Source organism: Candidatus Nitrosopumilus sp. (assembly GCF_965223225.1).
Taxonomy (GTDB): domain Archaea; phylum Thermoproteota; class Nitrososphaeria; order Nitrososphaerales; family Nitrosopumilaceae; genus Nitrosopumilus.
Window position 1 is genome coordinate 343,598 of record NZ_CBDCVU010000004.1, and the last position, 17,452, is coordinate 361,049.

22 protein-coding genes and 1 tRNA gene are annotated in these 17,452 nt (G+C 34.5%); 19 read left to right on the forward strand and 4 right to left on the reverse strand.

What is annotated here, in order from left to right; genetic code table 11:
• The first annotated feature begins 32 nt into the window (after positions 1–32).
• The 15 genes from ACOQN3_RS02305 to ACOQN3_RS02375 all read left to right on the forward strand — a co-directional run bounded on the left by ACOQN3_RS02305 (position 33) and on the right by ACOQN3_RS02375 (position 12,248).
• Positions 33–1,118, forward strand: a complete 1,086-nt coding sequence (locus tag ACOQN3_RS02305) for a sodium-dependent bicarbonate transport family permease (RefSeq protein ID WP_420544876.1) — start codon at positions 33–35, stop codon at positions 1,116–1,118.
• The gene (locus ACOQN3_RS02310; RefSeq protein WP_420544877.1) at positions 1,115–1,417 is read left to right on the forward strand and encodes a P-II family nitrogen regulator; all 303 of its coding nucleotides are present in this window, start codon (positions 1,115–1,117) and stop codon (positions 1,415–1,417) included. Before ACOQN3_RS02305 ends, ACOQN3_RS02310 begins: the two co-directional genes overlap by 4 nt.
• Before the next feature lie 24 nt (positions 1,418–1,441).
• On the forward strand, positions 1,442–2,125 hold the full coding sequence (locus ACOQN3_RS02315) for an MIP/aquaporin family protein (RefSeq protein ID WP_420544878.1): 684 nt from the start codon (positions 1,442–1,444) through the stop codon (positions 2,123–2,125).
• A gap of 12 nt (positions 2,126–2,137) precedes the next feature.
• Positions 2,138–3,427: a glutamate-1-semialdehyde 2,1-aminomutase gene (gene hemL / locus ACOQN3_RS02320; RefSeq protein WP_420544879.1), complete on the forward strand. Its 1,290-nt coding sequence runs from the start codon at positions 2,138–2,140 to the stop codon at positions 3,425–3,427.
• A complete protein-coding gene (gene hemC / locus ACOQN3_RS02325) occupies positions 3,424–4,359 on the forward strand; it encodes a hydroxymethylbilane synthase (RefSeq protein WP_420544880.1) in 936 nt (311 codons plus the stop codon). The genes hemL and hemC overlap by 4 nt, the downstream gene beginning before the upstream one ends.
• Positions 4,356–5,096, forward strand: a complete 741-nt coding sequence (gene cobA / locus ACOQN3_RS02330) for a uroporphyrinogen-III C-methyltransferase (RefSeq protein ID WP_420544881.1) — start codon at positions 4,356–4,358, stop codon at positions 5,094–5,096. Before hemC ends, cobA begins: the two co-directional genes overlap by 4 nt.
• Positions 5,096–5,899: a uroporphyrinogen-III synthase gene (locus ACOQN3_RS02335; protein WP_420544882.1), complete on the forward strand. Its 804-nt coding sequence runs from the start codon at positions 5,096–5,098 to the stop codon at positions 5,897–5,899. Before cobA ends, ACOQN3_RS02335 begins: the two co-directional genes overlap by 1 nt.
• Positions 5,900–6,012: 113 nt before the next feature.
• Positions 6,013–6,192 (forward strand): hypothetical protein, encoded by a 180-nt coding sequence (locus tag ACOQN3_RS02340; protein WP_420544883.1) that lies wholly within the window; start codon positions 6,013–6,015, stop codon positions 6,190–6,192.
• A 72-nt stretch (positions 6,193–6,264) separates the two neighbouring features.
• A complete protein-coding gene (gene sufB / locus ACOQN3_RS02345) occupies positions 6,265–7,665 on the forward strand; it encodes a Fe-S cluster assembly protein SufB (protein ID WP_420544884.1) in 1,401 nt (466 codons plus the stop codon).
• Between the two features lie 25 nt (positions 7,666–7,690).
• Positions 7,691–9,091 carry a Fe-S cluster assembly protein SufD gene (gene sufD / locus ACOQN3_RS02350; protein ID WP_420544885.1) on the forward strand — a complete coding sequence of 467 codons (1,401 nt, stop codon included), beginning with the start codon at positions 7,691–7,693 and terminating at the stop codon, positions 9,089–9,091.
• Between the two features lie 4 nt (positions 9,092–9,095).
• The gene (locus ACOQN3_RS02355; RefSeq protein ID WP_420544886.1) at positions 9,096–9,404 is read left to right on the forward strand and encodes a Rieske (2Fe-2S) protein; all 309 of its coding nucleotides are present in this window, start codon (positions 9,096–9,098) and stop codon (positions 9,402–9,404) included.
• A gap of 3 nt (positions 9,405–9,407) precedes the next feature.
• Positions 9,408–10,652, forward strand: a complete 1,245-nt coding sequence (locus ACOQN3_RS02360; RefSeq protein ID WP_420544887.1) for a cysteine desulfurase — start codon at positions 9,408–9,410, stop codon at positions 10,650–10,652.
• Complete coding sequence (locus ACOQN3_RS02365; protein ID WP_420544888.1) at positions 10,649–11,092, forward strand: iron-sulfur cluster assembly scaffold protein; 444 nt, start codon at positions 10,649–10,651, stop codon at positions 11,090–11,092. The genes ACOQN3_RS02360 and ACOQN3_RS02365 overlap by 4 nt, the downstream gene beginning before the upstream one ends.
• Before the next feature lies 1 nt (position 11,093).
• Positions 11,094–11,447 carry a hypothetical protein gene (locus tag ACOQN3_RS02370; RefSeq protein WP_420544889.1) on the forward strand — a complete coding sequence of 118 codons (354 nt, stop codon included), beginning with the start codon at positions 11,094–11,096 and terminating at the stop codon, positions 11,445–11,447.
• Positions 11,448–11,579: 132 nt separating this feature from the next.
• Positions 11,580–12,248 (forward strand): phosphatase PAP2 family protein, encoded by a 669-nt coding sequence (locus tag ACOQN3_RS02375; RefSeq protein WP_420544890.1) that lies wholly within the window; start codon positions 11,580–11,582, stop codon positions 12,246–12,248.
• Here the strand turns inward: ACOQN3_RS02375 and ACOQN3_RS02380 are convergent.
• Positions 12,237–12,548 carry a hypothetical protein gene (locus ACOQN3_RS02380; protein ID WP_420544891.1) on the reverse strand — a complete coding sequence of 104 codons (312 nt, stop codon included), beginning with the start codon at positions 12,546–12,548 and terminating at the stop codon, positions 12,237–12,239. The genes ACOQN3_RS02375 and ACOQN3_RS02380 overlap by 12 nt on opposite strands.
• Positions 12,549–12,685: 137 nt before the next feature.
• On the opposite strand from ACOQN3_RS02380, the gene ACOQN3_RS02385 reads away from it, so the two are divergent.
• Entirely contained in the window at positions 12,686–13,819 is a 1,134-nt protein-coding gene (locus ACOQN3_RS02385) for an ATPase V (protein ID WP_420544892.1), read from the forward strand.
• Between the two features lie 139 nt (positions 13,820–13,958).
• Here the strand turns inward: ACOQN3_RS02385 and ACOQN3_RS02390 are convergent, their stop codons facing one another.
• Entirely contained in the window at positions 13,959–14,273 is a 315-nt protein-coding gene (locus ACOQN3_RS02390) for a DNA-binding protein (protein WP_420544893.1), read from the reverse strand.
• Positions 14,274–14,395: 122 nt separating this feature from the next.
• Between ACOQN3_RS02390 and ACOQN3_RS02395 the strand changes: the two genes are divergently transcribed.
• From ACOQN3_RS02395 to ACOQN3_RS02405, 3 genes are all read left to right on the forward strand, one after another.
• Positions 14,396–14,496, forward strand: a tRNA-Leu gene (locus ACOQN3_RS02395).
• Between the two features lie 343 nt (positions 14,497–14,839).
• A complete protein-coding gene (locus tag ACOQN3_RS02400; RefSeq protein ID WP_420544894.1) occupies positions 14,840–15,460 on the forward strand; it encodes a hypothetical protein in 621 nt (206 codons plus the stop codon).
• The gene (locus ACOQN3_RS02405) at positions 15,461–16,081 is read left to right on the forward strand and encodes an HD domain-containing protein (RefSeq protein WP_420544895.1); all 621 of its coding nucleotides are present in this window, start codon (positions 15,461–15,463) and stop codon (positions 16,079–16,081) included.
• A 59-nt stretch (positions 16,082–16,140) separates the two neighbouring features.
• On the opposite strand, the gene ACOQN3_RS02410 is transcribed toward ACOQN3_RS02405, so the two are convergent.
• Entirely contained in the window at positions 16,141–16,458 is a 318-nt protein-coding gene (locus ACOQN3_RS02410; protein WP_420544896.1) for a hypothetical protein, read from the reverse strand.
• A complete protein-coding gene (hemB, locus tag ACOQN3_RS02415; protein ID WP_420544897.1) occupies positions 16,455–17,435 on the reverse strand; it encodes a porphobilinogen synthase in 981 nt (326 codons plus the stop codon). The genes ACOQN3_RS02410 and hemB overlap by 4 nt, the downstream gene beginning before the upstream one ends.
• Positions 17,436–17,452: the final 17 nt, after the last annotated feature.

The following is a 17,452-nucleotide window of genomic DNA, read 5'->3' on the forward strand; positions in this document are numbered from 1 at the left end:
TTATTTTAGGATAAAATTTTTGAAATATTCAAATGGATGTTTTACAATTAATACAATCAAATCTTCTTACTCCGATAATTCTGTTCTTTTTGTTTGGGATTATAGCATCTAGAATCAAATCTGATCTAAAAATTCCTGAAGCAATTTCAGAATTCTTGCCAATCTATCTTCTTGCAGCAATTGGACTTCATGGTGGAATCGAAATGAGAAACACTGGGTTTGAAAATATGCTGATTCCAATGTTTGTGGCAATTGGATTGTCTTTACTATTTACTTTGAATCATTATCAAATTCTTAGAAGGCTTGGCAAATTCAATTTGTTTGATTCGTATGCATTAGCATCAACTTATGGTGCAGTAGGAGCTGTACATTTTTCTGTTGGTTTGTCCTTTTTGAAAAATCAAGGAGTAACTTCTGAGGGATACATTGCAGCAATACTTGCAGTATTAGAACCTCTTGCATTCATTTTAGCAATATTCATGACAAATATGGCAGTATCAAAACAGATCAAAGAAAAAAAACAATCTTTTACAGATGTTGATTCTGGAGAAATTGATGTTGGCTTAAACCAAACAAAGACAAAACTTTCTAAAGTTCTTCATGATTCCATTACTGGAAAAGCAATTGTGATTCTTTTGGGTAGTATTGTAATTGGTTACATAATTGGAAAGGAGGGTTTTGAATCAATCAAAATTGTATTTGATGACATGTTTACTGGGGCAATAGTAATTTTTATGATTGAGATGGGTATTATTGCTGGACAAAGGCTTGATGATATTAAAAAAGTTGGTATTTTTCTTACTGCATTTGCCATACTCATACCTTTATTCAATGGAATAATTGGAGTTCTGGTTGCAACTGTGTTGGGATTGAGCATAGGAGGAGCGGTTATGTTTGGATTGTTGATGGCAAGCGCCTCATTTATTGCAGCTCCTGCAGTTTTACGTCACGCAATTCCTCAAGCAAAACCAAGTCTATACATAACTTCTGCCTTGGGAATTACATTCCCTTTCAACATTATTGTTACCTTGCCGATACTCTTTACAATTTCAACACTTGTTCATGCTGGTGAGGGAACGATAGACTTATTCAATTACATTACTGGAGGATTCTTGTGAAACTATACAACGTTAAACTCCTTACAATCACTTGTGAAATTTTAGCACAAGAAAATATAATTGAGATTCTCAAAAAACACGAAATAACTGGTTATACCACTTATGAAGTTGATGGAAATGGTGCACGTGGTATTCGTGGGCAGGGATTAAAAACTGAAAAAAATGTCAAGGTTGAAGTAATTATGCGTGATGAAAAACTATCGGATATAGTTGAAGAAATCTCTAGAACATTATTTGCCAATTTTGCTTTAGTGCTGCATGTAAGTGATGTGGGAGTTGTTAGGCCAGAAAAATTTTAACAAATCATATGAGATGCATTTCTATTGTCATACTCTAATTTACAAATTTTTACTGTTGAATTAATTGGGACTTTTATCTTGGTAGTTTTTGCTACTGGCTCTATTGTTTATGATGCTGAAATTTTTGATGGTGAACTAGGAATTCCCTTTGTTGCTCTTGCTCCTTTTATTGCATTAAATATCGGCGTCTATTCTTTTGGAAAAATATCTTTAGCTCATTTTAACCCTGCAGTAACAATTGGCTACTATATTACTGGTCATATATCCAAATTACAAGTTCTTTATTATTTTGCTGCTGAAATCATTGGAGCTATTTTGGGTTCTTTGTTTGTGATGCTGTTTATTGGTAAAAGTGCAAATCTTGGAGCAAATGCATTTAATCCTGAATTCCCTTTATCTTTGATTTTTCCAGTTGAGATACTGGCATCTGCCATGCTTATGGGTGTAATTTTTTATGTTGTGTATACAAAAGGATTGAGAGGGTTTAGCGGTATCGCAATTGGAGGAATTGTTGGTCTTGATATTTTATTTTTAGCATCTATTTCTGGAGCCTCGATGAATCCTGCAAGAGCTCTTGCTCCTGCACTTTTTTCAGGAGTCTTTGATGATTTGTGGCTGTATTGGACCGCTCCTTTTGTTGGAACTGCAATTATTGGATTTTTATTTCGGAAAAAATTTCAAGCACAAAGGCGTTCAAATTACGAATAATAATGACCTGTTATGGGATACTATATGCGTAATTCTAAATTATTTTCAGATTCAAAAAAGGTGATCCCCTCAGGAGTTAATAGCCCTGTTAGATATTTTGAACCCTACCCATTCTTCACCAAAAAGGCTGATGGCGCCTATTTGTGGGACGAAGAAAATACTCGTTACATAGATTTCTGTAACAGCTATGGAGCATTGTTGCTGGGACATAGGAGAAAAGAAATTATCAATGCCGTATCAAGTCAACTCTCAAAAGGTACTTTGTACTGCACTCCTACTTTAGCTGAAATAGAACTCTCAAAATTAATCAAAGCAAATTTTCCTTCAATTGACAAAGTTAGATTGGTAAATACTGGCGGTGAGGCAACTATGACTGCCATACGATTAGCTCGCGGTTATACAAAAAAGAAAAAGATTTTAAAATTTGAAGGGTGTTATCATGGTGCTCATGATTCTGTTTTGGTAAAAGCTGGATCAGGTTCTGCACATAATGGAATTTCTGTATCTGATGGCGGATTAGATGAAGTCTCTAAAAATACTCTTGTTGTACCCTATAATGACATTGAAGAATTTGAAAAAACAATCAGAAAAAATAAGAAAGATATCGCAGGAGTAATTGTTGAACCTATCTTGGCTAATATGGGTTTGGTATTGCCTGAAAAAAACTTCCTGGGCAATCTTCGAAAAATCACATCTGAAAATAACATTCCATTAATCTTTGATGAAGTAGTAACTGGCTTTAGAATATCTCCTGGAGGAGCACAAGAATACTTTGGAATCAAACCAGACATCACAACTATGGCAAAGGCTCTGAGCAATGGGTTTGGTATTGCAGCATTAGGAGGCAGAAGAGAAATAATGGATCTGCTCTCTCCTGGAGGTAAAGTGTACCAAGCTAGTACCTTTGCAGGTAATCCTGTATCTGTAAGTGCTGCAATTAGTTCTATTAAAACAATCAATAAGATCAAAAACAAACTTTATTCAAAACTTGAGAGGTTTAACATGTCCTTTGTATCTGCATTAGATGATATGGCAACAGATATGAAAATCCCTCATCAAATCAACTTCACATCTTCTATGTTCCAAATTTTCTTTACAAACAAACCTGTTGTTGATTATGCCACATCCAAAAAAACAAATGTAAAAAAATTCCAAAAACTGTTTAAGACATTGTTAAAAAAAGGTGTATTCATACCTCCATCTCAATTTGAAGTGGTATTTCTTTCTGATGCTCATACTGAAAAAGATCTAAACAAAACACTTGATGCATATCACAGTGCTTTAAAATCGGTGAAAAATTGAAATATGTTGTAGGTGCGAGAGGTAGTCAACTATCTGTTGCTCAAACTAATTGGGTAATATCTGAGTTAACTAAAATTCATCCTGATTCTGAATTTGAACTAAACAAAATTACCACTAAAGGAGATACTGATAGCAGGCCTCTTTTTACTATTGATCAGAAGGGAATTTTTGAAAAAGAGGTTGATAGAGCAGTTGCAACTGGAGATGTTGATTTTGCAGTACATAGTCTAAAAGATGTTCCATCCCAACTAGATGACGGTCTAGTAATAGCATGTATTCCAAAACGAGAAAAAGTAAATGATGTTTTCATCTCATTGGATAATTCCGCTCTTACAACTATCAAATCTGGTGCAATCATAGGAACCAGTTCTCTTCGACGTGCTGTACAAATTTCTAGAATTAGATCCGATGTTACTGTGAAACCAATTCGTGGTAACGTTGAAACCAGAATAAGAAAAATATCTGATTCCGATTACGATGCAATAGTTCTTGCCCAAGCTGGACTTTCTAGATTAGGAATTGACGTACAGTATACTCCTTTATCTACTGATGAATTTTCTCCATCTCCTGGACAAGGCGCAATAGCAATAGTTGCAAGAGAAGATGACTCTAAAACAATTTCTATGCTTCGTGGAATTGAAGATGCTGATTCAAGATTGGAAATTGAAGCTGAAAGAGCCTTATCTGACTTTGTGGATTCTGGTTGCAGGTTTCCTTTGGGTGCTTATGCTAAATCCTCTGATTCTCAAATGACTCTTACTGTTAGTGCTTTTTCTGTGGATGGAAAAAAGTCAATTCAAGTCAGTAAAACTGGAAAAAAAGAGAATCCTGAATCTCTGGGTAAAAATGTCGGATTAGAACTTCAGTCCAAAGGAGTAAATGATCTTGCATTAAATTGGAGAGAAAAAGTAGAGGAGTGGAACAGAACATGACTGGAAAAGTCTATCTCGTGGGTGCAGGTCCTGGAGACAGTAAGTTAATTACTGTTAGAGCAGTTGAATTAATACAAAAAGCTGATGTTGTATTATACGATAGATTAGTAAGCAAAAAAATAATTTCTATGATTCCAAAATCTGCTGAAAAAATTTACGTTGGACGTGCTGTAGGTGATGATACCGCCCATCAAAATACCACCAATGACTTGATGGTAAAGTATGCAAAATCCAAAAAAAATGTTGTTCGTCTAAAGGGAGGGGATCCTATTATTTTTGGTCGTGGGGGAGAAGAAGCCGAGTTTCTAAAAGATAACAAAGTAAAATATGAAATTGTACCTGGAATCACATCTGGAATTGGTTCTGCAACCTATGCTGGAATCCCTCTTACTCATAGAAAACATGCTTCATCTGTTGTATTTGTTACAGGTCATGAGGATCCTGAAAAGAGAAATGAAGTCGTTAAATGGAAACGTCTTGCCAAGTCTGTGGATACCATTGTGATTATGATGGGTTTGTCAAGAATAGATATTATTTGTAAACAACTCATACTTGGCGGTATGGATAAAAAAACTCCTGTTGCTGTAATTCAAAATGGAACTACCTCAAAACAAAAAATGATTAAAGGAAATGTGAGTAATATCGGAAAAAAAGTTAAAGAAAATAAAATAACACCTCCGACAAATATCATCATAGGTAAAGTGGTTGATTTGTCGGATACCATAGGGTGGAAGTAATGTTGGATGGAAAAAATATTGCAATCACTCGTTCAAAAGATGACGCTGCAGAGTTTATTGAGCTTGCAAAACAAAACAATGCTGTTCCTTTACCCTTACCTACTATCGAACTTGTAAGCAAAGGTGAAAAAATAGTTGAAGAATTCTTGGAATCTGTTAAGAAATATGATCCTGACTATTCTGTCTTTATGAGCTCAAAAGCAGTAAAGCTTTTGTTTGACACTGCAAGAAATGTTGGAAAACTTGAGCCATTAAAGTTGGCAATTGCAAATACCATTGTAATGTCAGTTGGGCCAAAAACTACTGTTTCTCTTGAGAATGAAGGAATCAAGGTGAATCTACAACCTCAGTCTACTTTTTCCTCTGTAGGTGTTGGTGAAGAATTTACAAAAATCAATGCTGTAGGAAAAAAAGTAATTGTTCCAAGAAGTGGTGCATCTACTCCCTTTTTGAAAGAATTACTAAACAAAATTGGAATTGATGTATGTGAGATTCATTTGTATGATGTTTGTGCCTTTAGAGATACTACTCAATGGAATGAATTCAGAGAGTTATTTTCTAAAAATAATGTTGATGGTATTATTTTTACCAGTGCTTCCTCGGTAAGAGGATTTTTTGAAATAATGTCTAAAGATTATGACATTGATTCATTGTTGGCAAATCTTGAAAAACTTTCTGTAGTTTCAATTGGCCCTTTTACATCTGATGAACTAAAAAAATTTCAGGTCAAAAATACTGTTGCTGAAGTGCATACTGTAGCAGGTGCATTTGATGCAATAAAAAATACTCTTGCTGTTGTATGATCTTTGTTTAAATAACAAACCTTGATTTCTTCTTAATTGCTTTTTTTGGATTTAGGGTAGAATCAAATTATAATGGGAGTTTTGATATTTGGAACAACAACGAGGATGAAACAATGAGTAAAGAATCTGATAAATTTGAAATAGTAACAATTGAATCAAAGGTTAGAGAGGGTGTTTTTCATAAAGTTGTTAAAGACTTGGAAAGTGGAAAAGCAGTTTCCTGTTCTTGTAAATGCTGGACTAAGGGAAACAAACCATGTTTTGGTATGAGAACCGTTGGTTACGAATCCTAAATTTTAGCTAAAGCTATTTAGCTCTGCCTATTTTTCCTCATGTATTTATAATATAACGGGGTTATCACGTTTATGGCAACTGAAAATCTAGATATGGATTATTCAAAGTATGACTTTAAAGATTCAACTGAGATGTATGTTCACCTTAGCAAGAAAGGCCTGACTAAGGAAACTGTTATTGGAATTAGCAAAATGAAGGATGAGCCTCAATGGATGCTTGACTTTAGATTACGTTCTTATGAAATCTTCATGAAAAAACCAATGCCTACTTGGGGTGGAGATCTAAGTGTGATCGATTTTCAAAATATTTACTATTATGCAAAGGCATCTGAGAAAACTGAAAAAAATTGGGATGATGTGCCTGAAGATGTAAAAAATACCTTTGACAAACTGGGTATTCCTGAAGCCGAAAAGAAATTTTTGGCTGGAGTTGGTGCTCAGTATGAATCTGAAGTTGTATATCATAACTTGAGAGAAGACCTACAAAAACAAGGTGTTCTTTTCTTGGATACTGATTCAGCTCTAAAAGAACAACCCGAGATTTTCAAAAAATATTTCGGTAAGGTAATTCCTCCTGAGGACAACAAATTTGCTGCTCTCAACAGTGCAGTTTGGAGTGGTGGCTCTTTCATCTATGTTCCACCTGGTGTCAAAGTTGACATGCCATTACAAGCATACTTTAGAATTAATGCTGAAAACATTGGACAGTTTGAAAGGACCTTGATTATTGTTGATGAGGGTGCTGATGTACATTATATCGAAGGATGTACTGCTCCTGTGTATTCATCTGAATCACTTCATTCTGCTGTTGTAGAACTAGTAGCCCACAAAGATGCTCACTTGAGATATACCACTATTCAGAATTGGAGTAATGATGTCTACAACCTTGTAACAAAACGTGCTTATGCATACGAGGGTGCAACTGTTGAATGGATTGATGGAAACATTGGTAGTAAACTCACAATGAAATATCCTGGAGTGTATCTTATGGGTGAAAGAGCATATGGTGAAACACTTTCAATTGCATTTGCAGGAAAAGGACAACACCAAGACACTGGTGCAAAAATGGTTCACCTTGCACCTAATACTACATCCAAAATTACATCAAAGTCTGTTAGTAGGTTAGATGGTCGTTCAACTTATCGTGGCTTACTCAATGTTGCAAAGGGCGCAACAAATGTGAAATCCACTGTAAGATGTGATGCATTATTGCTAGATGACACTTCTAAAACTGACACATATCCATACATGGAGATTAACCAAGAAGACGCTACAATCACTCATGAGGCTACTGTGGGGAAGATTGGAGATGAGCAAATTTTCTATCTTATGAGTAGAGGATTTGATGAGGAAGAAGCCTTATCTCTAATTGTTAATGGGTTTATGGAGCCATTCACAAAAGAACTTCCAATGGAATATGCCGTTGAATTAAACCGTCTCATTAAATTGGAGATGGATGATTCTGTGGGATAACCTCTCCACTTTATTTTGATTTACCATGTCTCAAGAAATTCTCTCAAAACTAAACGCGAATCATATTAGTGATATCTCTTCTTCACGTAACGAACCTGAGTGGCTAAAGGATTATAGAAATAGCTCATTTTCTGTCTACGATAGTCTACCTATTGAGATGTCTCCACTATACAATAAGTACACTGATGCAAAAAAAATGGATCCTGAAAAAGTATCTTTGTCAACTTCTACTACAAATACAATTCCAAGTTTCCTTGAAAAAAGACTAGGTGAATTAGAAAATGAGACTTGCATTATTCAAATCGGGACTAATATACACAAAATTAATCTCTCTGATGACTTAAAATCAAAAGGACTAGTTATCTCTTCCATATCTGATGCCATCAAGAATAATTCTGAATTGATAAAACAAGCTCTGGAATCTTCTAATTCTAAAGATGACAAATTTACTGCATTAAACAATGCTGCATTTAACTCTGGTGTGTTTATTCATGTTCCAAAAAATCTCGTATTAGACAAACCAATTCACTTTCTATCTTGTCTTTCTGATGATGGCATGTCTACCATATCTCGAAATATTATTTTTGCAGATGAAAACAGCAAAGCCGTAGTTGTTCAGGAACTGTATTCTCCAAAAACCACTACTCAGCAAGCATACCTTGAATTACTGCATACTAATCTTGCTTCAAATGCACACTTGGATGTAACTACTTTACAAATGATGGATCAACACGCAGTTAACTTTTCTACTCGTAGAACCGATTTAGCTCAAGATGCAAAAATAAATTGGTATTCTGGTTTGTTTGGAACTATGTTATCTAGATACAAAATTGATTATTTCCTAAACGGAACTGGAGCTTCTTCTAATGATTCTGAAGTAATCTTTGGAAATAATGATCAATCCTTTGATATTCAAACTAATGTAAATCATGAAAGCCCATCTACTGAAGGTCGGGTGGTGGAAAAATCTATCCTTAGAAATAAATCAAAATCCCTCTTCAAAGGAATGATTAGAATCAAAGAGAATGCATCAAAATCCAATTCCTTTTTGTCTGGCCGTTCTATACTCTTGGACAAGGATGCAAAATCTGACGCAATCCCTGGACTGGAAATTTTCACAAATGATGTCAAGGCAACACATTCTGCATCTGTAGCTCAAATTGATGAAGAGCAGATATTTTATCTTAAAAGTAGATGTCTAAGTCATGAGGAAGCTGAACGAACTATAGTTGAAGGATTCTTGGAACCTCTTTCAAGGAAAATGTCTTTCCAAGTTAGGGCTTGGATAGCATATTTGATTGAATCCAAATGGGATAATCGTGAGCTTACAATTAACACTGATGAAGAACTTGCAAAATTCGTTGAAGTTGAAGAAACACGCTACAATGAAGATGCTGAAATAGAACAACATTACAAGTATCGGTGATCTTTTGTCTGAATGGGTTGAGGCTTGTAATTTGGACCAAGTAAAAGAAGGTCAGCTCTTTGGTCTTACTTGTAATGACAAAAAAATACTGTTGGCTAATCTTAAGGGTACTATTCATGCGACTGATTTGATATGTACTCATGCTGATGCAGATCTATCTACTGGATTCCTAAGTGATGAAGGAGTAAGATGTCCATTACATCTATCTGTCTTTAATTTGGAATCGGGCGAACCTCAAAATCTTCCAGCTGAAGAGCCTGTTAAAGTGTACAATGTTAAAATAGATGATAACAAAATTTACGTGGAGGTATAAGAAATGCAAAGTACACAAACATCTTTTGAAAACTTGAGAAAAGATTTCCCAATACTTCAACGAACTGTTAGAGACAACAAGCCTTTGGTGTATCTAGATAACGCATCTACAACTCAAAAACCAAATCAGGTAATTGATTCTATTAATGACTATTATCGAAACCACAATGCAAATATTCATAGAGCTGTTTATGCACTCGCAGAAGAAGCAACAGAAGCTTATGAATCTACAAGAGACAAAATAGCACAATTTGTTAACATCAAAAACCGAAAAGAGATTGTTTTTGTTAGGGGTACTACTGAAGCTATTAACCTTGTAGCATATGCATGGGGTCGCCCTCACATAAAGGAAGGTGACATAATTGTCACTACTGAGTATGAACATCATAGTAACATTGTTCCTTGGCAACTTTTAACTCAGGAAAAAGGAGCCAAATTAGAATACATTGGAATGAATGATGATGGTGAATTAATTCTAGATGATCTTGAAAAATATCTATCGACTGGAAAAGTCAAACTTGTAACGTTTAGCTTAATGTCTAATGTACTTGGCACAATAACTGATGCTGAAAAAATAATTTCAAAGTGCAAAGCTGCAGGAGTTCCTACATTAATTGATGGTGCTCAGGCAGTACCTCATATGAAAGTTGACCTTGAAAAATTAGGTTGTGATTTTTTTGCTTTTTCTGGACACAAGATGTTGGGACCTACTGGAATAGGGGTTTTGTGGGTTAGAAAATCTGTTTTAGAAACAATGAGTCCATTTCATGGTGGTGGTGATATGATAAGAGAGGTGCACAAATACGAAACAACTTGGAATGATTTGCCCTATAAATTTGAAGCAGGCACTCCTAATATTGCTGATGTAGTAGGACTTGGTGCCGCAATTGATTATCTAACTAAGATTGGGATGGATAACGTGCGAGAACATGAAATTGAATTGACAAAATATGCTGTAGAACAACTATCGAAAGTTAAGGGACTTCACATCTACGGAACTAAAGATATTTCAAAAAGAGGTGGTGTAATTTCCTTTAATTTTGCTGATGTTCATCCTCATGATGTTGCTCAAATCATCGATGAAGAGGGAATCGCAGTACGTTCAGGTCATCATTGTGCACAAGTATTGATGGAACGTCTGAATGTTGCAGCCACATCCCGTGCTAGCTTTTACATTTACAATACTAAAGAGGATATTGACGTTTTAGTGAATTCGTTAAATACTGTGGCGAGGTTGTTTAAATTATGAGTAGTAATGCTGACATCTATCATGAGATGATAGTTGATTATTCCAGAAATCCTGTTAATTATGGTGAAATTGAGGATCACGACGTAACCTTTCATGACGCTAATCCTCTTTGTGGTGACAGTATCGATATTGACATGAAAATTGCTGACAATAAAGTCACAGACATAAAATTTCATGGTAAAGGCTGCGCAATCTGTATGGCTTGTTCATCTGTTCTAACTGAAATTACAAAAGGCAAGACACTTGATGATGTAAGAAATATTGAGAAAAATGACGTTCTTGGTGAACTGGGACTGGAACACCTCCAGGCTGTTAGGATAAAATGTGCCTTGCTTTCTCTAAAGGTACTCAAATCTGCTCTTTACACCTATCTTGCTGGACATCTGAAAGATAGTCAAGATGTTGAGAAGCTAAAAGAAGAGGCTGCCAATCTGTATTAGTATGAGTGATTTTACTCCTACAACTCCAATTGCTTTACAAATTAGAAAAATAATTTTTGAAAAATATAATGATGTTGATACCAAATTTACAAACGATGAAATCTTTGAGATCATACAGAAAAATGGTGATATTGACAAATCTTGGATAATTGATGATCTTGAACCTTTCTTCAAAGACATCTGTGATTCTGGACTTGCAAGAAACATAGCCCAGAACTTCACTACTATCTGGATGAAATTATTTGATCCAGTTGAAAAGATTCATTGTGATGCTTGTAGTCAAGATGTTTATCTTGGAATTTCAGAAGAACGACTGTGTCCAAACCCCAATTGTAAATCATCTCTAAATTCCTAGTCTCAATTATTCTGTTTTACTATTTTTGATTCCTTTTTCTCCTGTTACTATTAGTCTTGTTGATTTATTGCATGTGTTTGTTAATATTTTAGCTAACAAAAATTAAAAGACACCTAATTCTGATTTAATCCATTGCAAAATTGGCTTTTTGATATTAGATCTCGCTCATTTGTATTGCTAACATTTTTATTTCTAATTATCACGGCACTTGTTTTTTTTAAAGTAACTGAAAGTTTTGATCAAGCTGTGATCTCATTTTTTGCTCAGAATACTGGAAATTCTGGAATTGATATTTTCATGCAGTATGTCACTGAAAGTGGAGATGTTTTCAATATGATGGCATTTGGTATTTTGATTTTATTAATACCAAAAACCCGTCGAATTGGGATTACACTTATGATTTTGATAGTTATTGCTACTTTACTTACTGGTTACATTAAATGCGGTGTTGATAGGGACAGACCTGATTTTGAATATGAGGGTGTCCCTTTCCCTGTTGAAATTAGTCAGGATACTTATGCCTTATTTTGTGAAGGTGGTTTCAATGCATCATATCCTTCAGGACATGCTGCCCGAGCAATGATATTTGGTATTATTTTCGGTTATGCTTTATCTGAAAGATTCCCACGAGGAGCATATTTGGTCTTTATTTATCCTGCTATGATATCCCTAAGTAGGGTTTATGTTTTGCAACACTTCCCCATGGATGTAATTGGCGGTACTGTTATTGGAGTTATGCTTGCAGGGGTTATGGCAAAAAGAACAAAGTTATACAAGATATTTGATAAATCAAAAACCTAATTCCGTTAGTGCTTTGCTACTAATTAACACAATTGCATAATGTTCTGCATCATGGTGATATGTCCAGTATCTGACATCTCTTATCTCATTTTTTTGTCTAAGTCCATGTGTAACTCCTGTTGTGACTGTATACCCGATTCTTTTTGCACGTTTTGATTCTTTTGGCATTAATACTTTGAATCCTTCTTTTCTGTCCTTGAATCCTAAATTTACCATTTCTTCCACAGCATCTGATGCATCTTTTTCATCTCTTAGATCAAATGTCTTGAAAATTGGTATGTTCTTTGGATGAAATTCCATATTTTTGATACTTTTTCTTAATTAATATTTTTTAAAAAAATGAATATTGCGATCAAACTTAGTTAATTTTCTTAACTGGTAAGTCAACTCCTGATTATATTAACCACTTAACCACGTCTTCTGCTCTGATTTTGATATTGGCATCTTTAGAAAACCAGGTAAATGATTTGCGAAAACAAAAGCAGATTGCAATCAAAGAAAGAAAAAAAATTGAACAGCAATTAAAAAATCTTAGATCTACTGAAAAACGATCTTCTTCAAGTCTTGTTTCAGTTGATAAGAAAATAGAGTTAGAAAGAGAAAATATTTCTGAAATTTCAAATATTCTAAACCAAAAAACTTCTCAATTAGAAAGTATTGAAAGACTGATTTCTGAAGCAGAAGGGCGCATACTTCGTGATAAAGAATCAATTGAACAACTTGAACAAGAAATTGAATTTTCCGAAAATGATGATGAAAAACAAGACATCCAATCTAGATTGAATTCTCTAAATTCTCATGTTAAAGAATTAGAGTCTGAAATTCAAAATAGAAAGAAAACTGCTCGAAAAATTTCTGAGGAAGTTTCAAAATATTCTAGTCTTCAATCAAATATTAATTCAAAAATTCAAAAATATGTTAAATCTAAGCCTTCTTTCCGTGATCTCGTTAATAATAGTCGTAAAGAGGCTGAAAAAATTAGTACACTACTGTCTCAAAAAATGAAGATTGAGGGTGCCGTTACTAAGAGTTTGGATGGTCTATTGCCAAAACTCAAAGAAATGTTGGCCAAAAAGGCAGCTGCAGCCAAAAAGGCAGCTGCAGCCAAAAAGGCAGCTGCAGCCAAAAAGGCAGCTGCAGCCAAAAAGAAGCCTGCAAGAAAAGCAGCAGCTCCAAAGAGAAAAACTGCAGCCAAAAAGGCAGCTGCAGCCAAAAAGAAGCCTGCAAGAAAAGCAGCAGCTCCAAAGAGAAAAACTGCAGCCAAAAAGGCAGCTGCAGCCAAAAAGAAGCCTGCAAGAAAAGCAGCAGCTCCAAAGAGAAAAACTGCAGCCAAAAAGGCAGCTGCAGCCAAAAAGAAGCCTGCAAGAAAAGCAGCAGCTCCAAAGAGAAAAACTGCAGCCAAAAAGGCAGCTGCAGCCAAAAAGAAGCCTGCAAGAAAAGCAGCAGCTCCAAAGAGAAAAACTGCAGCCAAAAAGGCAGCTGCAGCCAAAAAGAAGCCTGCAAGAAAAGCAGCAGCTCCAAAGAGAAAAACTGCAGCCAAAAAGGCAGCTGCATCTAAGAAAAAACGTTAAGAATTAATGGTTTATTGGATTTGAATTTTTTTTAAAATATTCATTTCAATATTGAAAACTAAATTCAACTATCTTAATTATTGTTTAAAAAATTAATTATAATTTTTTAAAAAAAATTCATAAAAATAATGGAAAGAGATTATTGGGGATTAACTTCCATCTGACCAAACTTACCTTTTGTTAGAGACACTTCTCCCTTGAATTCATTGGTGTATCCGTTTGTAATTACTACTATGTCTCCAACGTTTACTGCTTTAATGTCGTCTCCCCACAGAGTTAATTTCATCTGATCTTCTTCTGTTTCTCCGTCTGCTATGATTGCATCACACACATCAACGGTTCCTCCACTTTTGAGATTTACAGTACGAGGATCTCCTTTACTCTTAACTTCTGCTTTAGCATTAATTCCACTGCGCATTTTCTTTACTTGTGAAATTGGTATAAATTCTGCCATCTGTTTCTGCATCGAATTTGGACGATTATAAGCTTTGTTAAAAATAATCTGTTTTTTTGAAAATCTCTTTTTGATTTTTTCTAATAGTAATCGAGAAATATTGGTCTATTTGATGTATTATTGCAGAGGTATCGAAGCCCGGTCAACCGAGAGGGACTCAAGATCTCAATAATAAGAAATCCCTTCTCTCAGGAGTTCGTGGGTTCAAATCCCACCCTCTGCACTAAATTTTGATCCAAACTACTTGATTTTCTCTAACCAATCAGGCAAAAATTGTTTTTTCTTTACTAACTGAATGTTTTGAAATTTGTTTATGAACTTCAGCTATTTCTTCATCCTTGAAAGATAGATTACACCTAAAACATTTCCATACAATCTCGGACATAGGAATTATAGGTAAAAATTGTTTATAAATATATTGAATGATTGGTATGTTTTTTGGAATTTCCTGGATTTGTTTTCAAAAAAATATGATAATTCTAAATTTTTAGGATAAAAATGAAATTCTTCATGACTATATCCGATCCAAGGGTTTAGAAATAAAAAAAAAGTATTATTTTTGAGCAATGGTTGATATTTTTGAAATTTTTGGCGAATACTCTTACTTTGGTATATTTCTAGTTCTGATTGGAATTAATGCATCTCCAATTCTGATGCCTCCTAGTTGGATTGTATTGACATCATTTTATCTTCTGGATCCTACTCTTGATGTTTTCCTTCTTGCAATTGTTGGAGCAACAGCTGCAACAATTGGAAGATTCGTGCTGAAGAAAATTAGTGGTTTATTTCGAAAATTTATTGGCCAAGAACAAAAAACCAATTTGGATATGATAGGTGATTATCTAAATGGAAAAAAATATGGATATGTAATAGCATCTTTTCTCTTTGGTGCTACTCCTTTGCCAAGTAACATGTTGTTTATCACATATGGATTGATGCGCGCTAAGAGTCTTGGAATTTATGTTGGATTTTGGTCTGGAAGAACTATCTCTTATGTTATCATGATTTACTTTGGTAATGCAGTTTTAAGACCATTCTTGGCAATATTTGAGGATCGACTTCTTGGAATTCTATTGATTGATGGTGTTGGTATTGGCGTTATCTTTCTTTTTGCGTCGATAAATTGGACCGTACTAATCACACAAAAAAAGATAAAATTTGTCAAACCAAAAATATGGAGATTCTAAATGAAATCTATTGATTTGTTAAAATTAGAAGTAAAAGACAAACTGAAAAACGATCCTGCTCATGATTTTGAGCATATTATGCGAGTTTATAGAAATGCTCAAATGATTTGCAAACATGAAAAAGCAAATGAAAAATTAGTTCTTGCTGCTGTACTTTTACACGATATTATTTCTTATCCTAAATCTGATAAACGATCAAAAAACTCTTCAATAGAAAGCGCAAAAAAATCTAGACAAATTTTAAAAAAGTATGATTATTCATATTCTGAAATCGATATAGTTTATGAGGCAATTCTTACTCATAGCTTCTCTCAAAATTCTGTATCTGATACTATGGAAGGAAAAATACTTCAAGATGCAGATAGGTTGGATGCATTGGGCGCTATTGGTATTGCAAGAGTTTTTGCAACCGGAGGTTCTCTAGGACGAGTATTTTATAACTCTGAAGACCCATTTTGTAAAAAAAGAAATCCTGAAGATAATATTTGGACTGTAGATCACTTTTTTCAAAAATTATTTCTTTTGGAATCAAAAATGAACACAAAATACGGAAAAATCGAAGCCAAAAGAAGAACAAAAATCTTAAAGAAATTTTTGGCTGATTTGCAAAAAGAGATTTAATTTTAGTTATATTTCATTTTATTTGCTTATTCGTTAAATTTGGAAAATATCCTTTTGAATTACCCATAATCTACATACCTATCATATCTTTTTTCAATCTCTTTGTTTTGACCTGATTTGATTTTGGCATATTCTTCATTTTTTCTAAACTTGATGTATTTACAAATCTCTCCAAAATCTGCTTGATCTTCTGTTTCATAAGAATTGAAAACGATTTCGAGTTTTTCAAAATATTCTATTGTTTTATTTCTGAACTCTTCTCTAGTTGGATTCTTGATTCCATTCATCCTAAACCATATTGATGCCCAACTTGCACCCACCACATGAGGTAATAGATCAAAGGCTCTTTCAATCTCAAATCTTTCGTCGTTTCTCATGATTCTTGAAGAGACCTTGCAGCTTCTTTTGCAAAATATGTTACTATCATATCTGCACCTGCTCTTTTGATAGAATACAAAATTTCTTCTCTGATGTCTTTTTCATTAACATATCCTAACTTTGAAGCTGCTTTTACTAATGCGTATTCTCCTGAAACACTGTATGCTGCAACAGGCAAATTGAATCTTCTTCTTGTTTCTGCAATCAAATCCAAATAAGATAAAGCTGGTTTTATCATTACAATGTCTACTCCTTCATTAACATCTGTCTCTACTTCCATCATTGCTTCTCTGGAATTTGTGTACGGTACCTGATAGGTTTTCCTGTCTCCAAATTTTGGAGCACATTCTGCTGCATCTCTAAATGGAGAATAGAAATTTGAACGATGTTTTGCAGAATGTGACATTATTGAGACATCTGTAAAACCTTCGTCATCTAATTTTTTCCGAATTGCGGAAACTTGTCCGTCCATCATGGCTGAAGGTGACACCGTGTCCACCCCTGCTTTTGCTTGGCTGAGTGCAATGTTGGCAAGAGTCTCAAGACTTGTATCATTGTCAATTTTATTCTCTTTTATTATTCCACAATGTCCTGTAGATGTGAATTGACACAAACAAACATCTGCCATTATTACGATTTTGTCTCCAAAATTACTTCTAATCTGTGAGATTGCCTTCTGAACAATGCCTTTGTCATCAAATGCTGATGATCCTTCTTCGTCTTTTTGGGAAGGAATACCAAATAACATTACTGCAGGAATTCCTAAATCACTGATTGTTCCAATCTCATCTGTAACATCATCTAACGGAAGTCTTTCAATTTCTTCCATTGATTCGACTTTTAATCTTGTTTTGAGATCCTCTTGAACAAATACTGGACATATGAAATCCTTGGGAGTCAAGGTAGTCTCCTCTACTAACTGTCTAATTTTTTCAGATGTTCTTAATCGTCTTAATCTTCTTAAGGGATATGACATATCTAAATTCTCATCTG

Bases quoted from the DNA above. Each gene is read 5' to 3' on its own strand.
- sufB (WP_420544884.1), top strand. From the start codon at position 6,265: ATGGCAACTGAAAATCTAGATATGGATTATTCAAAGTATGACTTTAAA.
- ACOQN3_RS02365 (WP_420544888.1), top strand. From the start codon at position 10,649: ATGAGTAGTAATGCTGACATCTATCATGAGATGATAGTTGATTATTCC.
- hemL (WP_420544879.1), top strand. From the start codon at position 2,138: ATGGGATACTATATGCGTAATTCTAAATTATTTTCAGATTCAAAAAAG.
- ACOQN3_RS02405 (WP_420544895.1), top strand. From the start codon at position 15,461: ATGAAATCTATTGATTTGTTAAAATTAGAAGTAAAAGACAAACTGAAA.
- sufD (WP_420544885.1), top strand. From the start codon at position 7,691: ATGTCTCAAGAAATTCTCTCAAAACTAAACGCGAATCATATTAGTGAT.
- ACOQN3_RS02305 (WP_420544876.1), top strand. From the start codon at position 33: ATGGATGTTTTACAATTAATACAATCAAATCTTCTTACTCCGATAATT.
- ACOQN3_RS02410 (WP_420544896.1), bottom strand. From the start codon at position 16,458: ATGAGAAACGACGAAAGATTTGAGATTGAAAGAGCCTTTGATCTATTA.
- ACOQN3_RS02380 (WP_420544891.1), bottom strand. From the start codon at position 12,548: ATGGAATTTCATCCAAAGAACATACCAATTTTCAAGACATTTGATCTA.
- ACOQN3_RS02390 (WP_420544893.1), bottom strand. From the start codon at position 14,273: ATGGCAGAATTTATACCAATTTCACAAGTAAAGAAAATGCGCAGTGGA.
- hemB (WP_420544897.1), bottom strand. From the start codon at position 17,435: ATGTCATATCCCTTAAGAAGATTAAGACGATTAAGAACATCTGAAAAA.
- ACOQN3_RS02360 (WP_420544887.1), top strand. From the start codon at position 9,408: ATGCAAAGTACACAAACATCTTTTGAAAACTTGAGAAAAGATTTCCCA.
- ACOQN3_RS02340 (WP_420544883.1), top strand. From the start codon at position 6,013: ATGAGTAAAGAATCTGATAAATTTGAAATAGTAACAATTGAATCAAAG.
- ACOQN3_RS02400 (WP_420544894.1), top strand. From the start codon at position 14,840: ATGGTTGATATTTTTGAAATTTTTGGCGAATACTCTTACTTTGGTATA.
- ACOQN3_RS02370 (WP_420544889.1), top strand. From the start codon at position 11,094: ATGAGTGATTTTACTCCTACAACTCCAATTGCTTTACAAATTAGAAAA.
- ACOQN3_RS02335 (WP_420544882.1), top strand. From the start codon at position 5,096: ATGTTGGATGGAAAAAATATTGCAATCACTCGTTCAAAAGATGACGCT.
- cobA (WP_420544881.1), top strand. From the start codon at position 4,356: ATGACTGGAAAAGTCTATCTCGTGGGTGCAGGTCCTGGAGACAGTAAG.